This is a genomic window from Streptomyces catenulae (genome assembly GCF_000718015.1).
Taxonomy (GTDB): Bacteria; Actinomycetota; Actinomycetes; order Streptomycetales; family Streptomycetaceae; genus Streptomyces; species Streptomyces catenulae.
On record NZ_JODY01000001.1, the window covers coordinates 59,093 to 74,335 of the forward strand.

The 15,243-nt window shown below is 72.5% G+C and carries 12 protein-coding genes; all 12 read left to right on the plus strand.

Going from position 1 to position 15,243, the window contains the following annotated elements; all coding sequences use genetic code 11:
• The first annotated feature begins 165 nt into the window (after positions 1-165).
• The 12 genes from IF23_RS0100200 (at position 166) to IF23_RS0100260 (ending at position 15,141) form a co-directional block, all read left to right on the plus strand.
• Positions 166-1,095 carry an ABC transporter ATP-binding protein gene (locus IF23_RS0100200; protein WP_037676943.1) on the plus strand — a complete coding sequence of 310 codons (930 nt, stop codon included), beginning with the start codon at positions 166-168 and terminating at the stop codon, positions 1,093-1,095.
• A 1-nt stretch (position 1,096) separates the two neighbouring features.
• Positions 1,097-1,849, plus strand: a complete 753-nt coding sequence (locus IF23_RS0100205; RefSeq protein WP_030278386.1) for an ABC transporter permease — start codon at positions 1,097-1,099, stop codon at positions 1,847-1,849.
• A 77-nt stretch (positions 1,850-1,926) separates the two neighbouring features.
• Positions 1,927-3,186 carry a sensor histidine kinase gene (locus tag IF23_RS0100210; RefSeq protein WP_030278388.1) on the plus strand — a complete coding sequence of 420 codons (1,260 nt, stop codon included), beginning with the start codon at positions 1,927-1,929 and terminating at the stop codon, positions 3,184-3,186.
• A complete protein-coding gene (locus IF23_RS0100215; RefSeq protein ID WP_030278390.1) occupies positions 3,179-3,820 on the plus strand; it encodes a response regulator in 642 nt (213 codons plus the stop codon). Before IF23_RS0100210 ends, IF23_RS0100215 begins: the two co-directional genes overlap by 8 nt.
• Positions 3,821-4,195: 375 nt before the next feature.
• Positions 4,196-5,695, plus strand: coding sequence for an FAD-dependent monooxygenase (locus IF23_RS0100220; protein WP_078653729.1), 1,500 nt, complete (start codon positions 4,196-4,198; stop codon positions 5,693-5,695).
• An 80-nt stretch (positions 5,696-5,775) separates the two neighbouring features.
• Complete coding sequence (locus IF23_RS0100225) at positions 5,776-6,495, plus strand: hypothetical protein (protein WP_157847961.1); 720 nt, start codon at positions 5,776-5,778, stop codon at positions 6,493-6,495.
• On the plus strand, positions 6,492-9,878 hold the full coding sequence (locus IF23_RS0100230; RefSeq protein WP_030278396.1) for a P-loop NTPase: 3,387 nt from the start codon (positions 6,492-6,494) through the stop codon (positions 9,876-9,878). Before IF23_RS0100225 ends, IF23_RS0100230 begins: the two co-directional genes overlap by 4 nt.
• A 221-nt stretch (positions 9,879-10,099) precedes the next feature.
• Entirely contained in the window at positions 10,100-11,128 is a 1,029-nt protein-coding gene (gene argC, locus IF23_RS0100235; protein WP_030278398.1) for an N-acetyl-gamma-glutamyl-phosphate reductase, read from the plus strand.
• Between the two features lie 85 nt (positions 11,129-11,213).
• Positions 11,214-12,392, plus strand: coding sequence for a bifunctional glutamate N-acetyltransferase/amino-acid acetyltransferase ArgJ (argJ, locus tag IF23_RS0100245; protein WP_030278400.1), 1,179 nt, complete (start codon positions 11,214-11,216; stop codon positions 12,390-12,392).
• A gap of 58 nt (positions 12,393-12,450) precedes the next feature.
• Positions 12,451-13,377, plus strand: coding sequence for an acetylglutamate kinase (gene argB, locus IF23_RS0100250; RefSeq protein WP_030278402.1), 927 nt, complete (start codon positions 12,451-12,453; stop codon positions 13,375-13,377).
• On the plus strand, positions 13,374-14,591 hold the full coding sequence (locus tag IF23_RS0100255) for an acetylornithine transaminase (RefSeq protein ID WP_030278404.1): 1,218 nt from the start codon (positions 13,374-13,376) through the stop codon (positions 14,589-14,591). The genes argB and IF23_RS0100255 overlap by 4 nt, the downstream gene beginning before the upstream one ends.
• A 7-nt stretch (positions 14,592-14,598) precedes the next feature.
• The gene (locus IF23_RS0100260; protein ID WP_030278406.1) at positions 14,599-15,141 is read left to right on the plus strand and encodes an arginine repressor; all 543 of its coding nucleotides are present in this window, start codon (positions 14,599-14,601) and stop codon (positions 15,139-15,141) included.
• The last annotated feature ends 102 nt before the right edge of the window (positions 15,142-15,243 follow it).

The following is a 15,243-nucleotide window of genomic DNA, read 5'->3' on the forward strand; positions in this document are numbered from 1 at the left end:
GCTCCCAGCCACCCCGCCCCGAAGCCATTCGGTGTCCGCCGTCCGGCGGCACCCGGGTCGCACCCCGGCCATCGGCCGATCGCCGCGCCGTCAACCGATCGGCCGATACGGCGTCGAGCGCGTCGGCCGATGTCCGGCCCGCGCCCCGCGCGCCAGGCTGACGCCATGTCCATCATCGAAGTGACGGGCCTGCGCAGGGCCTACGGGGGGCGCCCCGTCGTCGACGGCGTCAGCTTCACCGTCGACGAGGGCGAGATCTTCGGCATCCTCGGCCCGAACGGCGCCGGGAAGACCACCACCGTCGAATGCGTCGAGGGGCTGCGCGTCCCCGACGCCGGAACCGTACGGGTCGCCGGGCTCGACCCGATCGCCGACCACGACCGGGTGACCGGTCTCCTCGGCGCCCAGCTCCAGGAGAGCCAACTCCAGCCGAAGCTCACCGTCGGCGAGGCCCTGGAGCTGTACGCCGCCTTCTACCCGCACCCCGCCGACCCCGGCCCGCTCGCCGCCCGGCTCGGCCTCACCGACCTCCTCGACCGCCGCTTCGGCAAGCTCAGCGGCGGCCAGAAACAACGCCTGTTCATCGCGCTCGCCCTCATCGGCAACCCCCGCGTGGTGGTCCTCGACGAGCTGACGACCGGCCTCGACCCGCGGTCCCGGCGCGACACCTGGCAGCTCATCGAGGAGGTCCGCGACAGCGGCGTCACCGTCCTCCTCGTCACCCACTTCATGGAGGAGGCGCAGCGGCTCTGCGACCGCGTCGCGGTGATCGACCGGGGCCGCGTCGCCGCCCTCGACACCCCCGCCGGACTGATCCGCGGCGCCGCCACCGCCACCGTCATCTCCTTCACCCCCTCCCGGCCACCGGACCCCGCCGACCTCGCCGCGCTCCCCGCCGTCACCGCCACCACCACGGACCGGGACGGCCGCATCACCCTGCACGGCGCCGACGACACCGTCACCGCGCTGCTGTCGCTGCTCGCCCGGCACGGCATCACCGCGGGGCGGCTGCGCGTCACCGACGCCACCCTCGACGACGCCTTCCTCGACCTCACCGCGGGACACGCCGCCGACCGCACCGATCGGGAGAGCTGAGATGCCGACCGTGACCACGGCGCACACCGCCGTCCTGCGCACCGAGGCGCGACTCTTCCGCCGCGAACCCGGCGCGCTCTTCTGGCTGCTGGTCTTCCCGAGCGCACTGCTGACGATCCTCGGCCTCATCCCCGCCTTCCGCGAACCGGGCGCCGCCCCCGGCGGACTCCGCGTCATCGACCTGTACGTCCCTGTCGCCGTGCTGCTCGCGCTGGCCGTCGCCGGGGTGCAGACCATGCCGGTCCAGCTCACCGGCTACCGCGAACGCGGCATCCTGCGCCGCCTGTCCACCACCCCGGCCCGCCCCGCGTCCCTGCTGACGGCGTCGCTGGTGCTGCACGCCGCCGCCATCCTCGGCTCCGTCCTGCTCGCCCTCGCCGTCGGCCGCCTCGCGTTCGGCGTGGCGCTCCCCGCCCAACCCACCGGATACCTCCTGGCGTTGCTGGTCACCGCGCTCGCCGCGTTCGCGCTGGGCGGCGCGCTGTCGGCCGTCTCCCGGACGGTGAAGGCGGCACAGACGCTCGGGACCGTCGTCTTCTTCCCGATGATGTTCACCGCGGGCGTGTGGCTCCCGGTCCAGTCCATGCCGGAGACGCTGCGCCACCTCGTCGAGTGGTCGCCGCTCGGCGCCGCCTCGCAGGCGCTCGCCCAGGCGGCCGCGGGGGAGTGGCCGAGCTGGTCGCACCTGGGCGTGACCGGCCTGTGGGCGGTCCTGCTGCTGACCGTCGCGGTCCGCCGGTTCCGTTGGGAGTGACCGACGGGCGGACGGTGCGCCGCACCGCCCCCGGGCCGCAGGGGAGCCCGGGGGCGGCCCGCGGCATCCTGAACGCCATGACGACCGTGAGCCGCCCCGCCGGCACCGACGAGCGCTGGGAGCAGTTCCACCGTTGGGGCCCGTACGCCCTGCTGGCGGTCAGCACCGCCCTGGCGGTCCCGGCGGGCCCGCTCCTGCCCACCGCGGGCACCCCCGGTCGGCTCGTCGGACCCGTCGCCGCCGCCCTCGCCCTCCAACTGTGGTGGCACCACCGCCGCCGCACCGCCGCCCCGGGCACCGTGCCCGCCCTCGCCTACTACGCGCTCCGCACCGCGCTCGCCTTCGCCCTGACCTGGCTGAACCCCTTCTACGCGATCTTCGCCGTGATGGGGAACTTCGACATCGGGGTGCTGCTGCCGCCTCGGCTGCAACGCTTCGGACTGGCCCTCACCGCCGTGACGATGGCCGGATCGCAGTCCGGCGGGCTGCCCCCGGGGCCGGGCGCGGTGGGCTGGGGCCTCTTCGGCGGACTGTTCCTGCTCCACTTCGGGCTCGGCCTGCTCTTCAGCCATCTCGCGAAGCGGGACGCCGACCGGGCGGCGGCCAAGGCGGCCGCCATCACCGAGCTGGAGCGCGCCAACGCCCGCCTGGAACAGGCGCTCCAGGAGAACGCCGGGCTCCACGCCCAACTCCTCGTCCAGGCCCGCGAGGCCGGAGTCGCCGACGAACGGCGCCGACTGGCCGCCGAGATCCACGACACCATCGCCCAGGGCCTGACCGGCATCATCACCCAACTCCAGGCCGCCACCGACACCCCCGACCCGCACCGCGCCCGCTCCCACGTCGCCCGCGCCGCCGCCCTCGCCCGCCGCTCCCTGGGCGAGGCCCGCCGCTCCGTCCAGGACCTCGGCCCCGGCGACCTGGAGCACGACGCGCTCCCCGAGGCGCTGGAGAAGCTGGTACGGAACTGGTCGGCGCGGACGGGCGCCCGCGCCGGACTGACCCTCACCGGCACCGTCGAACCGCTCCACGACGAACTGGAGGCCACCTTGCTCCGCATCGCCCAGGAGGCGCTCGCCAACGTCGACCGGCACGCCGCCGCCGACCGCGTCGGCGTCACCCTCTCCTACATGGGGGACGAGGTGAGCCTCGACATCCGCGACGACGGCCGCGGCTTCGACCCGCTGGCGCTGCCGCCGCGGTCGGCCACCGGCGGTTTCGGGCTCGGCGGGATGCGGGCCCGCGCCGAACGCGTCGCCGGAACCGTCGACATCGAGTCGGAGCCCGGCGCCGGAACGGCCGTCTCCGCTCGCGTACCGTTGGTGCGCCATGGCTGACGATCCGACGATCACCCTCCTCCTCGTCGACGACCATCCCGTCGTCCGCGACGGACTGCGCGGCATGTTCAGCGCGTCCCCCGGCTTCACCGTCCTCGGCGAGGCGTCGGGCGGCGTAGAGGCGGTGGCGCTCGCCGTCCGCCTCGACCCCGACGTCGTCCTCATGGACCTGCGGATGCCGGGCGGCAGCGGCGTGGAGGCCATCGCGGAGCTGACCCGCCGCGGCGCCCGCGCCAAGGTCCTCGTCCTCACCACCTACGACACCGACTCCGACACCCTCCCGGCGATCGAGGCGGGCGCCACCGGCTACCTCCTCAAGGACGCCCCGCGCGACGAACTCTTCACCGCGGTCCGCGCCGCGGCCGCCGGACGTACGGTCCTCTCGCCCGCCGTCGCCTCCCGCCTGGTCACCGCCGTCCGCTCCCCGGCTCCCGCCGACGCCACCCTCTCCGCCCGCGAACGCGAGGTCCTCACCCTCGTCGCCAAGGGCACCTCCAACCGCGAGATCGCCCGGGTCCTCTTCATCAGCGAGGCGACCGTGAAAACCCATCTCACCCACATCTACGCCAAGTTGGACGCGAAGGACCGCGCGGCGGCGGTGGCGAACGCCTACGACCGGGGAATTCTCGGATAGCGACCGGGACGCCCCGAAAGGACCACGCCCGGAGCGGGAAATCCGGCCCCGCCCGGAGCGGAAAAGGGGAAGCGCCCCCGAAGGCCAGGCAAAAGAAAAAGCAGGGACGGATATCCGCTCCCTGCCACTCTCAAGATATAGCGCACAGGGGGCCTTGCCGCAAGGCCCCCAAGGTGCCGCAGAATATCCGCCGCACGTCCGGGACCAGCGGAAACGGCGGCCCCCGCACCGAGCGGGCCACCACGTGCCGGGCCGGGAGGCCCGTCAAGCAAATTCCGTGGAACGGGGTATTCGATGAACGACGCGACGAATGACGCGAGGAACGGCGCGACGAACGGCGCGAGGAACGGCGCGGTGCGACACGCGGCGGACGACATGGCGGGTGACGCGCCGCACACCACCCCGCACACCACCCCGCACGCCACCTCGCACGACGCCCTTCACGACGTGATCGTCGTCGGCGCCGGGCCGACCGGTCTGATGCTCGCCGCGGAGCTGCGGCTGCACGGGGTGGACGTCGTCGTGCTGGAGAAACTGACCGCACCGTCCGGGCAGTCCCGCGGACGCGGGCTCCATGCGCGCAGCGTGGAGCTGCTGGACCAGCGCGGACTGCTGGAGCGGTTCCTCGCGGCGGGGGAGCGGTTCCGCGCCGGTGGTCTGTTCGGCGGCATCCTCACGCCCTGGCCCGACGGGCTGGACACCGCCCATCCGTACGGCATCGCCATCGGCCAGCCGGAGACCGAGCGGCTGCTCGAAGCGCGCGCCCGTGAGCTGGGCGCCACCCTCCGCCGCGGCTACGAGGTCGTCGCGCTGCACCAGGACGCGGACGGGGTGACCGTCGAGACGGCGGACGGGACGCGGCTGCGGGCGCGGTACCTCGTCGGCTGCGACGGCGGGCGCAGCGCGGTCCGCAAGCTGGCCGGTGTCGCCTTCCCCGGCGAACCCGCCACCACCGAGACGCTGCTGGGCGACATGGAGGCGACCGCGGACCCGGCGGCCATCGCCGCCACCGTCGCCGAGGTCCGCCGCACCCAACTGCGGTTCGGCGTCATGCCCGACGTGGACGGCGAGAAAGGCGTCCACCGTTTCCTCGTCCCCGCCGACGGCGTCGCCGAGGACCGTACGGCGCCGCCGACGCTGGACGAGTTCAGGGACCGGCTGCGGGCCTGGGCGGGCACCGACTTCGGGGTGCACTCACCGCGGTGGCTCTCCCGCTTCGGCGACGCCACCCGGCAGGCCGAGCGGTACCGGACGGGCCGGGTGCTGCTGGCCGGAGACGCCGCCCACATCCATCCCCCGGCCGGTGGCCAGGGCCTCAACCTCGGTGTCCAGGACGCGTTCAACCTCGGCTGGAAGCTCGCCGCCGAGGTCTCCGGACGGGCCCCCGCGGGGCTGCTCGACACGTACCACGCCGAACGCCACCCGGTGGGCGCCGACGTCCTGTCCCACACCCGCGCCCAGATGGCCCTGATGGGCACCGACCCGGGCCCGGCCGCACTGCGCGGCCTCTTCTCCCGGCTGATGGCCATCGACGAGGTGAACCGGCACATCACCGGCCTCATCACCGCCGTCGACCTCCGCTACGACCTCGGCGACGGCCACCCCCTGCTCGGCCGCCGGATGCGCGACCTGCCGCTGACACGGGGCCGCCTCTACGACCGGATGCACCACGGCCGCGGCCTCCTGCTGGACCGCACCCGCCGACTCACCGTCACCGGCTGGACCGACCGCGTCGACCGCGTCCCCGACAACGCCGTCTCCCCGGACATCCCCGCCGCCCTCCTCCGCCCCGACGGCCACATCGCCTGGATCGGCGACGACCAGCGTCAGTTGGAGGAGCGGTTGGAGGAGTGGTTCGGGGCGGCCGGGGGGTGAGGGGGCGGTTGTCCACACCCCGTCGGAAAGCCCCCGCCACCCTCTAGGATTGTTCTTCCGATGAGCGCAACGGGGGCTTGATGACCACGCAGCCGTCTTCCGCGGGTAACCCGCCCGATGAGCGCGAACTGATGTTGGACGCCGTGTTGGGCCCGGCCAGTGAGGCGTACTACGCCGAGCGCGTCCGGTCCGGGAGTGGTGCGAGAGCCAGGGCTCAGGCGGCCCAGTCCACAGTCACGTTGTTCGCGGGCGGCATCGTGGCGACGCTGACCTTCACCCAGCTCACCGACCGGCCGCTGGGCACCCAGTTGGCCGGTGTCGTGGCGGTGGCCCTGTGGCTGTTCGCCGCGGTCCTCTATGTGCGTGCGGTGGCGCAGCCGACCGGCCCCCTGGCCGGACCGGGCCGTGCGCGGACCCGCCTGGACCTGCTCGAAGCCGTGCTGAAGAAGGCCGACGAGGAGGCCGCTCAGGTCGACAGGCGGCAGAAGTACGCGAACCGGGTGGCCATGGGCGCGTTGGGCGTCAGCGTGCTCACGGTCGGGCTCGCCGCCGTCGCGGGCCCGAAGGAGGAGAAGGCCCCCGGCGCGGTCGCGGTCTCGCCCGCGTACGTCAACAGCGTCCGCACGGTGTGTGCCGTGAAGGGTGAGCGGATCACCGGCCGGATCGACAAAGCCTCACTCGCCACCTCCTTCGTGAACCTCACGGTTGCTGCTGAGGAATGCGGCGGCCGGAGAGGCAAGGAAACGGAGCTGGTGATTCCCAAGTCAGCCGTCCGAGCAATTGCGTGGGAAGGGGAATGACCACCGACATGGGTGCGGTCTTCCATCTCTTGTGTTTCACGCCACTCGTCCACCCCGAATCCGCGCTCGAAACGGTGCGCTCACTGCACGCCCGGGGCGATCACCTGGACGGCATCCTCGTGCTGGGCTCCGGCACCGACGGGCCGCGACCCGTCAGCCGCGCCGAAACCGAGGATTTCCTCGAAACGGTGATCCTGGAGTGTCTGGAGGCCGACGCGGACCGGCTTCCGCCGGTGACGGCCGTGCCGGGACGGCATGACGTCCGCCTGCTCGGACGTGGCAGCGGCATGCTCGCCAAGTCACTCACCCGCTACTGGGGCGACACCGAGCCGGGGCTGTGGCGGGGTGACGAGCCGGACATCGTGGAGGCCGTCCGCGACGCGTCCTTCACCGAATTCGTCGAGTGGTCCGGAAAGTTCGAGTGTTCCCCGCGGTGGCGGCCGGGCGTACTGCCGGGTGAGGGATCGGTGACCCTCGGGACGGACACGGGCACCCTCGGCATCGCCGCCGTGAACACCGTCTTCCGTATGGCGGTGCCGGATGCCACCGCCGACCTGGCCACCTGCACCCTGGGCCAGTTGGACGGCACGGTCGGTGGTGAGTACCTCCGGTGGGCCGCGGAGAACGACCTCACCCTGCTGGTCGCGGGTCACTCCGCCGCCGTCCCCGAAGCGCTCGCCCCCGCGCTGCCGAAGACGGTGCTGCTCGCTCCCGAGGGGGAGCCCGCCCGGTCCGGTTCGGCCGCGCGGTGGCTGGTCGTTCCGCGCGGTACGACACGTCAGCACCGGCTGCTGCGCGTGGAGTGCGCCGACGTCGGGGCGCCCAAGGTCCGTGACCTAGCGGCGCCACCCGCGGAGCAGCCGGTCGCACTGCCGAGCCCCCGGCGCGCCGGGAACCGCGTCGCCACGCCCGGCCCGGCCGTGCCGGAGAGCTACGACGAGCAGGCCGCGGTGGCGGAGCTCTACCGGCAGATCGGCACCGGCCGAACGGTTCTGGTGGCGGTCTCGGGTGTGCACGGCGGGGTCGGCCCGATCGACACCGATGAGCTCACCCGACGGCTGACGCGGGATGTGTACGGCCAACTGCTCGACCCGGCGCCCAGCACCCCCGAAATCTGGAACACCGCGCTGAGCGAACTGGGCGCCTCCGCGATGGGCCGGTACGTCGACCAACTGCGCTGTGCGGAGCAGGAGCCCATGACGTCCGCACTCCGCGTCCTGCAGGCCCCGTGGCGGCGGATCTACGACTTCACGGCGTCCGACATCTTTTCGTCGCTCCTCGAACGCGACCCGGGGACCGCGGAGACCAACACCTTCGTCAACGCCCTGCTCCAGAAGCCCGCGGTCGGCAACGCCGCGGTCGAGGCGGTGGCCATGCACGGCACCCCCACAGCCCACGAGGCCCTCGACTTCTCCGTCCCGGCGGACGACGGCTTCTCGCCGCATGCACTGTGGTTCCGCAAGCTGAAGGCGGAACTCCTGACCCATCCCACGGTCTTCATGGCCGCCTCCCCCAGCAGCCGGTCGCTGTGGAATGCGATCGCCCTGACCCAACCGCAGGACGGGACGGAGCACTCGCCCCGGTTCCTCATCTCGGGACCGGGGACCGCCGCGGACCGCGCCCGGATCCGGCAGGCGGGGCTGACCCATATTCAGCTGCCGCCTCACGAGTTCGCGGTGGAGAAGCTGCGGCCGGGCCTGGAGGTCCTCCAGCAGGGCAAACGGCGACTGGCCGAGATCCGGAACGGTGCCCGGAGGCGCTCCGGGATCAAGACCGTCTCCTCCCTCGTCGACAATGCGTCGAAGGGCAGCGTGGAGTTCCTCAAGGGTCAGGACCCGACGTGGGGCGACGTCAAGGACGGCATCGCCGTGAAGCTCTCCATCACCGACCGCATCCGTGCCGCAGCGCAGCCCGCGGCGGACGGAAAGCACCGGATCGTCCTGGTGGAGGGCCGGGCCGGCTCCGGGAAGACCACGGCCCTGATGCAGTACGCCCATGAACTTCATCAGGCGGGGCGGAGCGTGGCATGGATCGACCGCGAGGCGACCGATCCGCTGCCCAACCTCAAGGCCCAGGCCCTCCGGATGTCGGCGGACGCGATCTTCGTGGATGACGTCGACATCTTCGGAAGCCTGGGGGCCTCCCTGCTCCGGGAACTCGGCAACGGTGGCAGGACACTGATCGTCGCGGCGATCAGGACGACCCGCTCCGACGAACTGGACGTCACCTTCCGCTCCCAACGGGTGTCGGCGGACGAGCCGTTGAACGACGACGACCTGGGGCACATCGTCGATGTGCTGCACCGGCACGGACTGCCGGGCATCCTCAAGCGGCAGAAGCTCCGGCCCGAGAAGATCGACAAGTTGCGGGAGCTGTGCGACCGCAATCTGCTCGCGGCCATGATCCAGGTCGTCACGGGCAAGCGCTTCGAGGACAAGGTCGCCAGCGAGTACCACCAGTTGGATGCCGAGCAGGTCTCGGTCTACGCCACCGTGTGCGTCTTCGAATCCACCATCGTCTTCAAGAAACGCGGCATCGAGCTGGACGACCTGCTCCAGATCGTCTCCGGGCGAGGCGCCCCCAAACCCTCGATGAGCCGTGCGATCAACCGGCTCATCGACCGGCGCATTCTCACCCTGGGCCCGGACGGGACCGTACGGTGTCGGCAGCGCACCATCGCGGACACCGTGGTCGAGACGGTCCTCAAGAAGAATCCGGGCGGGCTGGCCGGTGTCATCGAGTACCTGCTCCGGTTCTATGCGCAGTACGCGGCCGACATCCGCGACAACGACAACCCCTACCGCCGGATCCTGATCCGGCTGCTCAGTCACTCCCTGATGGTGTCGCTCCGACTCCGGCCCCCTCAGGTGCGGGACATCTACGGCACCGTTCACGAGCTGCTGCGGGACAACTTCCACTACTGGCTGCAGCGCGGCGAGTACGAGCTGGAGCGGGGTGATCTCGGCATCGCCGAGAACCATCTGGAGACCGCCCACGGCTGCGAAGGCGGAGCGAGCGATCACTTCGTCCTCACCGCATGGAGCGCGATCCGGCTGCGCCGGTCGACGGAGAACCCCGCCGATGCCTTCCTGCGCGACCGTGCGCGGGAGGCCATCGATGTGCTGGAGGGCGTCACCAAGCGCCACGGCGGCGCCTCACCGCACTCCTTCTCGGTGGTCGCGCGACGGGGGACCGAGTGGGTGGAGGCGTGTGAGCAGTCGTTCTCCACCAGCCGGGTCGAGGACTTCCTCCGCAAGATCCTCGAAGTCGTCGACGCCGGTCGGCGGTTCTGCAAGGACAACCACGAGTTCATGCGCATCGCCGACGAGTTCGGCCCCAAGCTGAACCGACTCCTCCAGCGCAACCAGGGCATCCCGCTGTAACACGCGACAGCATCCGCGAACCCGCCCGGCCGCCCCGCCTCGCCCCGAGAGGCGGGGCGGCCGGGTGTGCGCCGAAGACCCAGCCGTGCTCAGCGGGCCAAGCGGAGCGCCAAAAGGCCCGACTCAGCCGCTCAGCTGCACACCTGCGGCGCCCTCCCTTTGAATGGATTGCATAAAACTTCCCCCGGCCGTATAGTCATGCCATCAAGGAGGAGGGTCCCATGGCGGTACGTGCAGCAGTGGCCGGTGCGAGTGGGTATGCGGGGGGTGAGGTCCTGCGCATGCTGCTGGGGCACCCGGAGGTCGAGATCGGTGCGGTGACCGGGCACTCCAGTGCTGGGCAGCGCCTGGGCTCCCTCCAGCCGCATCTGCTCCCGCTGGCCGACCGCGAGGTGCTGCCGACCTCCGCCGAGGCGCTCGCCGGGCACGACGTCGTCTTCCTCGCGCTGCCGCACGGGCAGTCCGCGGCGGTCGCCGCGGAGCTGGGCCCGGAGGTGCTGGTCATCGACTGCGGCGCCGACTTCCGGCTCCGGGACGCCGCCGACTGGGAGGCGTTCTACGGATCGCCGCACGCCGGGGTCTGGCCGTACGGGCTGCCCGAGCTGCCCGGTGCGCGGACGGCGCTCCAGGGCACCAAGCGGATCGCGGTGCCGGGCTGCTACCCCACCGCCGTCTCGCTGGCCCTCTTCCCCGCCTACGCCGCGCGGCTCGCCGGGCCCGAGGCGGTGATCGTCGCGGCGTCCGGCACCTCCGGCGCGGGCAAGGCCGCCAAACCGCATCTGCTGGGCTCCGAGGTGATGGGCTCGATGAGCCCGTACGGCGTCGGCGGCGGGCACCGGCACACGCCGGAGATGATCCAGAACCTCAGCGAGGTGGCGGGCGAGCGGGTCGGTGTCTCGTTCACGCCGACGCTCGCGCCGATGCCCCGCGGCATCCTCGCCACCTGCACCGTCAAGGCGCTCCCGGGCGTGGACGCGGCGGCGGTCCGGGGCGCGTACGAGAAGGCGTTCGCGGACGAGCCGTTCGTGACGCTGCTGCCCGAGGGGCGGTGGCCCGCGACCGCCGCGGTGTACGGCGCCAACACCGCGCAGATCCAGGTGGCCCTGGACCCGGCCGCCGGGCGGATCATCGCGATCTGCGCGATCGACAACCTCGCCAAGGGCACCGCCGGTGGCGCGGTGCAGAGCATGAATCTCGCCCTCGGCCTCCCGGAGACCACCGGGCTGCCGCTCGTCGGGGTGGCCCCGTGAGCCGTACGGACGGCGCGGGCGGGCAGTACGGGGCGGGCGCCGGGTCCACGACGGACGCGGCCGGAGAACTGATCGAGGAGAAGCAGTGAGCGTCACGGCAGCACAGGGATTCACGGCGGCGGGTATCGCCGCCGGGATCAAGGAGAACGGCAACCCGGACCTCGCCCTCGTGGTGAACCACGGGCCGCGCCTGGCCGCCGCGGGCGTCTTCACCTCCAACCGCGTCAAGGCCGCGCCGGTCCTCTGGTCCGAGCAGGTCCTGGGGGGCGGCGAGGTCTCCGCCGTCGTCCTCAACTCCGGCGGCGCCAACGCCTGCACCGGCCCGCAGGGCTTCCAGGACACCCACGCGACCGCCGAGAAGGTCGCCGAATCGCTGAACACCGCGGGGCACGACGCCTCCGGCGAGCACGCCCCCGGCGCCGTCGCCGTCTGCTCCACCGGCCTGATCGGCGAACTGCTGCCGATGAAGAAGGTGCGCATGGGCGTCGACAAGGCCGTCGCCCAGCTCACCCCGCACGGCGGCGAGAAGGCCGCCATCGCCATCAAGACCACCGACAGCGTCCACAAGACCGCCGTCGCCACCGGCGACGGCTGGACCGTCGGCGGGATGGCCAAGGGCGCCGGGATGCTCGCGCCGGGCCTGGCCACCATGCTCGTCGTCCTCACCACCGACGCCGACGTCCCCGCCGCCGGACTGGACGCCGCCCTGCGCGCCGCGACCCGCACCACCTTCGACCGGGTCGACTCCGACGGCTGTATGTCCACCAACGACACCGTGCTGCTGCTGGCCTCCGGCGCCTCCGGTGTCGCCCCCGAGGCCGCCGCGTTCGCCGAGGCCGTCCGTACCGTCTGCGACGATCTGGCCCGCCAGCTGATCGGCGACGCCGAGGGCGCCAGCAAGGACATCCGCATCGAGGTGATCAACGCCGCGAGCGAGGACGACGCCGTCGAGGTCGGCCGCTCCATCGCCCGGAACAACCTCCTCAAGTGCGCCATCCACGGCGAGGACCCCAACTGGGGCCGGGTCCTCTCCGCCATCGGCACCACCTCCGCCGCCTTCGAACCCGACCGGCTGAACGTCGCCATCAACGACGTCTGGGTCTGCAGGAACGGCTCCGTCGGCGAGGACCGCACCCTCGTCGACATGCGCTACCGCGAGGTGCGGATCACCGCCGACCTCGCCGCCGGCGACGACTCCGCGGTCATCTGGGCCAACGACCTCACCGCCGACTACGTCCACGAGAACAGCGCGTACTCGTCGTGACCCACCGCCCGCCCGCCGCCCGCGCATCCGCCCCGAGCCCAGCCAGCGAGGCCGCCGCATGAGTACCCGTAAACACACCGCGCTGCCCAAGGCCCGCACCCTCATCGAGGCGCTGCCCTGGCTGACCCGGCACCACGGCAAGACCGTCGTCATCAAATTCGGCGGCAACGCCATGGTCGACGAGGACCTGAAGAACGCCTTCGCCCAGGACGTCGTCTTCCTCCGCCACGCCGGACTCCGTCCGGTCGTGGTGCACGGCGGCGGCCCGCAGATCAGCGCCCAACTCGACCGCTTGGGCCTGGAGTCGGAGTTCAAGGCGGGCCTGCGGGTCACCACGCCCGAGGCGATGGACGTCGTCCGGATGGTGCTCGCCGGGCAGGTCCAGCGTGAGCTGGTCGGCCTCCTCAACCGGCACGGCCCGTTCGCCGTCGGCATGACCGGCGAGGACGCCCAGCTGATGACCGCCACCCAGCACTACGCGTCGATCGACGGCGAGCGGGTGGACATCGGCCGGGTCGGCGAGGTCACCGCGATCGACACCGGCGCCGTCCAGGCGCTGCTGGACGACGGCCGGATCCCCGTCATCTCCTCCGTCGCGGCCAGCGGCGACGACGGCGACCACGGCGTCTTCAACGTCAACGCCGACACCGCCGCCGCCGCCCTCGCCGCCGCCCTCGGCGCCGAGACCCTGATGGTCCTCACCGACGTCGAGGGCCTGTACGAGGACTGGCCCAGCAGCGACGAGGTCATCTCCCGGCTCACCGCCACCGAACTGGAGGCGCTGCTGCCGGATCTGGCCAGCGGGATGGTCCCCAAGATGCGGGGCTGTCTGCACGCGGTCCGCAACGGCGTGCACACCGCCCGGGTCATCGACGGGCGGGTCCAGCACTCGATCCTGCTGGAGATCTTCACCGACGAGGGCATCGGCACGATGGTCGTGCCGGACCAGGACACCGAGAACGGTACGGACGAGGGGACGGCATGACCGACGCGACCGGCAACACCGACTTCCAACGGCGCTGGCAGGGCGCCATGATGGAGAACTTCGGCACCCCCCGCCTGGCGCTCGTCCGGGGCGAGGGCACCACCCTCTGGGACGCCGACGGCCGCGCCTACCTCGACTTCCTCGGCGGCATCGCGGTCAACGCCCTCGGCCACGCCCACCCCGCGGTGGTCCGCGCCGTCAGCGACCAGATCGCCACCCTCGGCCATGTCTCCAACTTCTACGTCTCCGGGCCGACCGTCACCCTCGCCGAGCGGCTGCTCGCCCTCGCCGGGCGCCCCGGACGCGTCTACTTCTCCAACTCCGGCGCCGAGGCCAACGAGGCGGCCTTCAAGATCGGCCGCCGCACCGGCCGCACCCACATGGTCTCCACCGCCGGTGGCTTCCACGGCCGGACGATGGGCGCCCTGGCGCTGACCGGCCAGCCCGCCAAGCAGCAGCCGTTCGCCCCGCTCCCCGGCGACGTCGACCACGTCCCGTACGGCGATGTCGAGGCGCTGCGCGCGGCGGTCACCACCGACACCGCGTTCGTGATCCTGGAGCCCGTGCAGGGCGAGAACGGCGTCGTCGTCCCGCCGCCCGGCTACCTCCGGGCCGCCCGGGAGATCACCGCCGCCACCGGCACCCTCCTCGTCCTCGACGAGATCCAGACCGGCATCGGCCGTACCGGCCACTGGTTCGCCGCCCAGGAGGAGGGCGTCGAGGCGGACGTCGTCACGCTGGCCAAGGGGCTGGGCGGCGGCCTGCCGATCGGCGCGACGCTGGCCTTCGGCCCCGCCGCCGACCTGCTCACGCCCGGTTCGCACGGCTCGACGTTCAGCGGCAACCCGGTCGTCTGCGCGGCGGCGCTCGCCGTCCTGGACACCATCGAACGCGACGGTCTGCTCGACCACGTCAAGCGGGCCGGGGAGCGGCTGCGCTCCGGGATCGAGGCCCTGGCGCACCCCGCGGTCGCCTCGATCCGCGGTGCGGGCCTCCTCCTGGGTATCGTCTTGACGGAGCCCCTCGCGCCGCAGGCGCAGCAGGCGGCTCAGGACGCGGGCCTGCTGGTGAACGCGGTCGCGCCGGACGTCATCCGGCTCGCCCCGCCGCTGATCGTCTCCGACGACGACGTCGACACGTTCCTCCGCAAGCTGCCCGGCGTCCTCGACACGGCCCGCGAAGCGGCCGACGGGGAACAACGATCCGGAGACTGACGAAGCGATGCATGAGGCGCAGGAGAACGAAACACTCGGTGGAGGCCAGGCCGTACCCCAGACCCGTACCGCCCGCCACCGCCGGATCGTGGACATCCTCAACCGGCAGGCGGTCCGCTCGCAGAGCCAGCTCGCGAAGCTGCTCGCCGACGACGGACTCTCCGTCACCCAGGCGACGCTCTCCCGCGACCTGGACGAGCTGGGCGCGGTGAAGATCCGCAACACCGGCGGGGAGCTGATCTACGCGGTGCCCAGCGAGGGCGGCGACCGCACCCCGCGGGCGCCGCTGGGGGAGTCGGCCAAGGAGGAGCGGATGCGCCGCCTCTCCGGGGAGTTGCTGATCTCGGCCGAGGCGTCCGCCAACCTCGTCGTGCTGCGCACCCCGCCGGGCGCCGCGCAGTTCCTCGCCTCCGCCATCGACCAGGCCGAACTCCACGACATCCTCGGCACCATCGCCGGTGACGACACGCTGATGCTGATCAGCCGCGACCCGGCGGGCGGTCAGGCGCTCGCCGACCATCTGCTGCGGCTGGCGCAGAAGGAGCACTGACACCCCGCGGGCCCGGCCCGACCGCACCGGTCGGCGCCGGGCCCGCGGCGTCGTACCCGAAGGGCCCGGGCGCCCGCCTCCTCGGCGGCGCGCCCGGGCCCT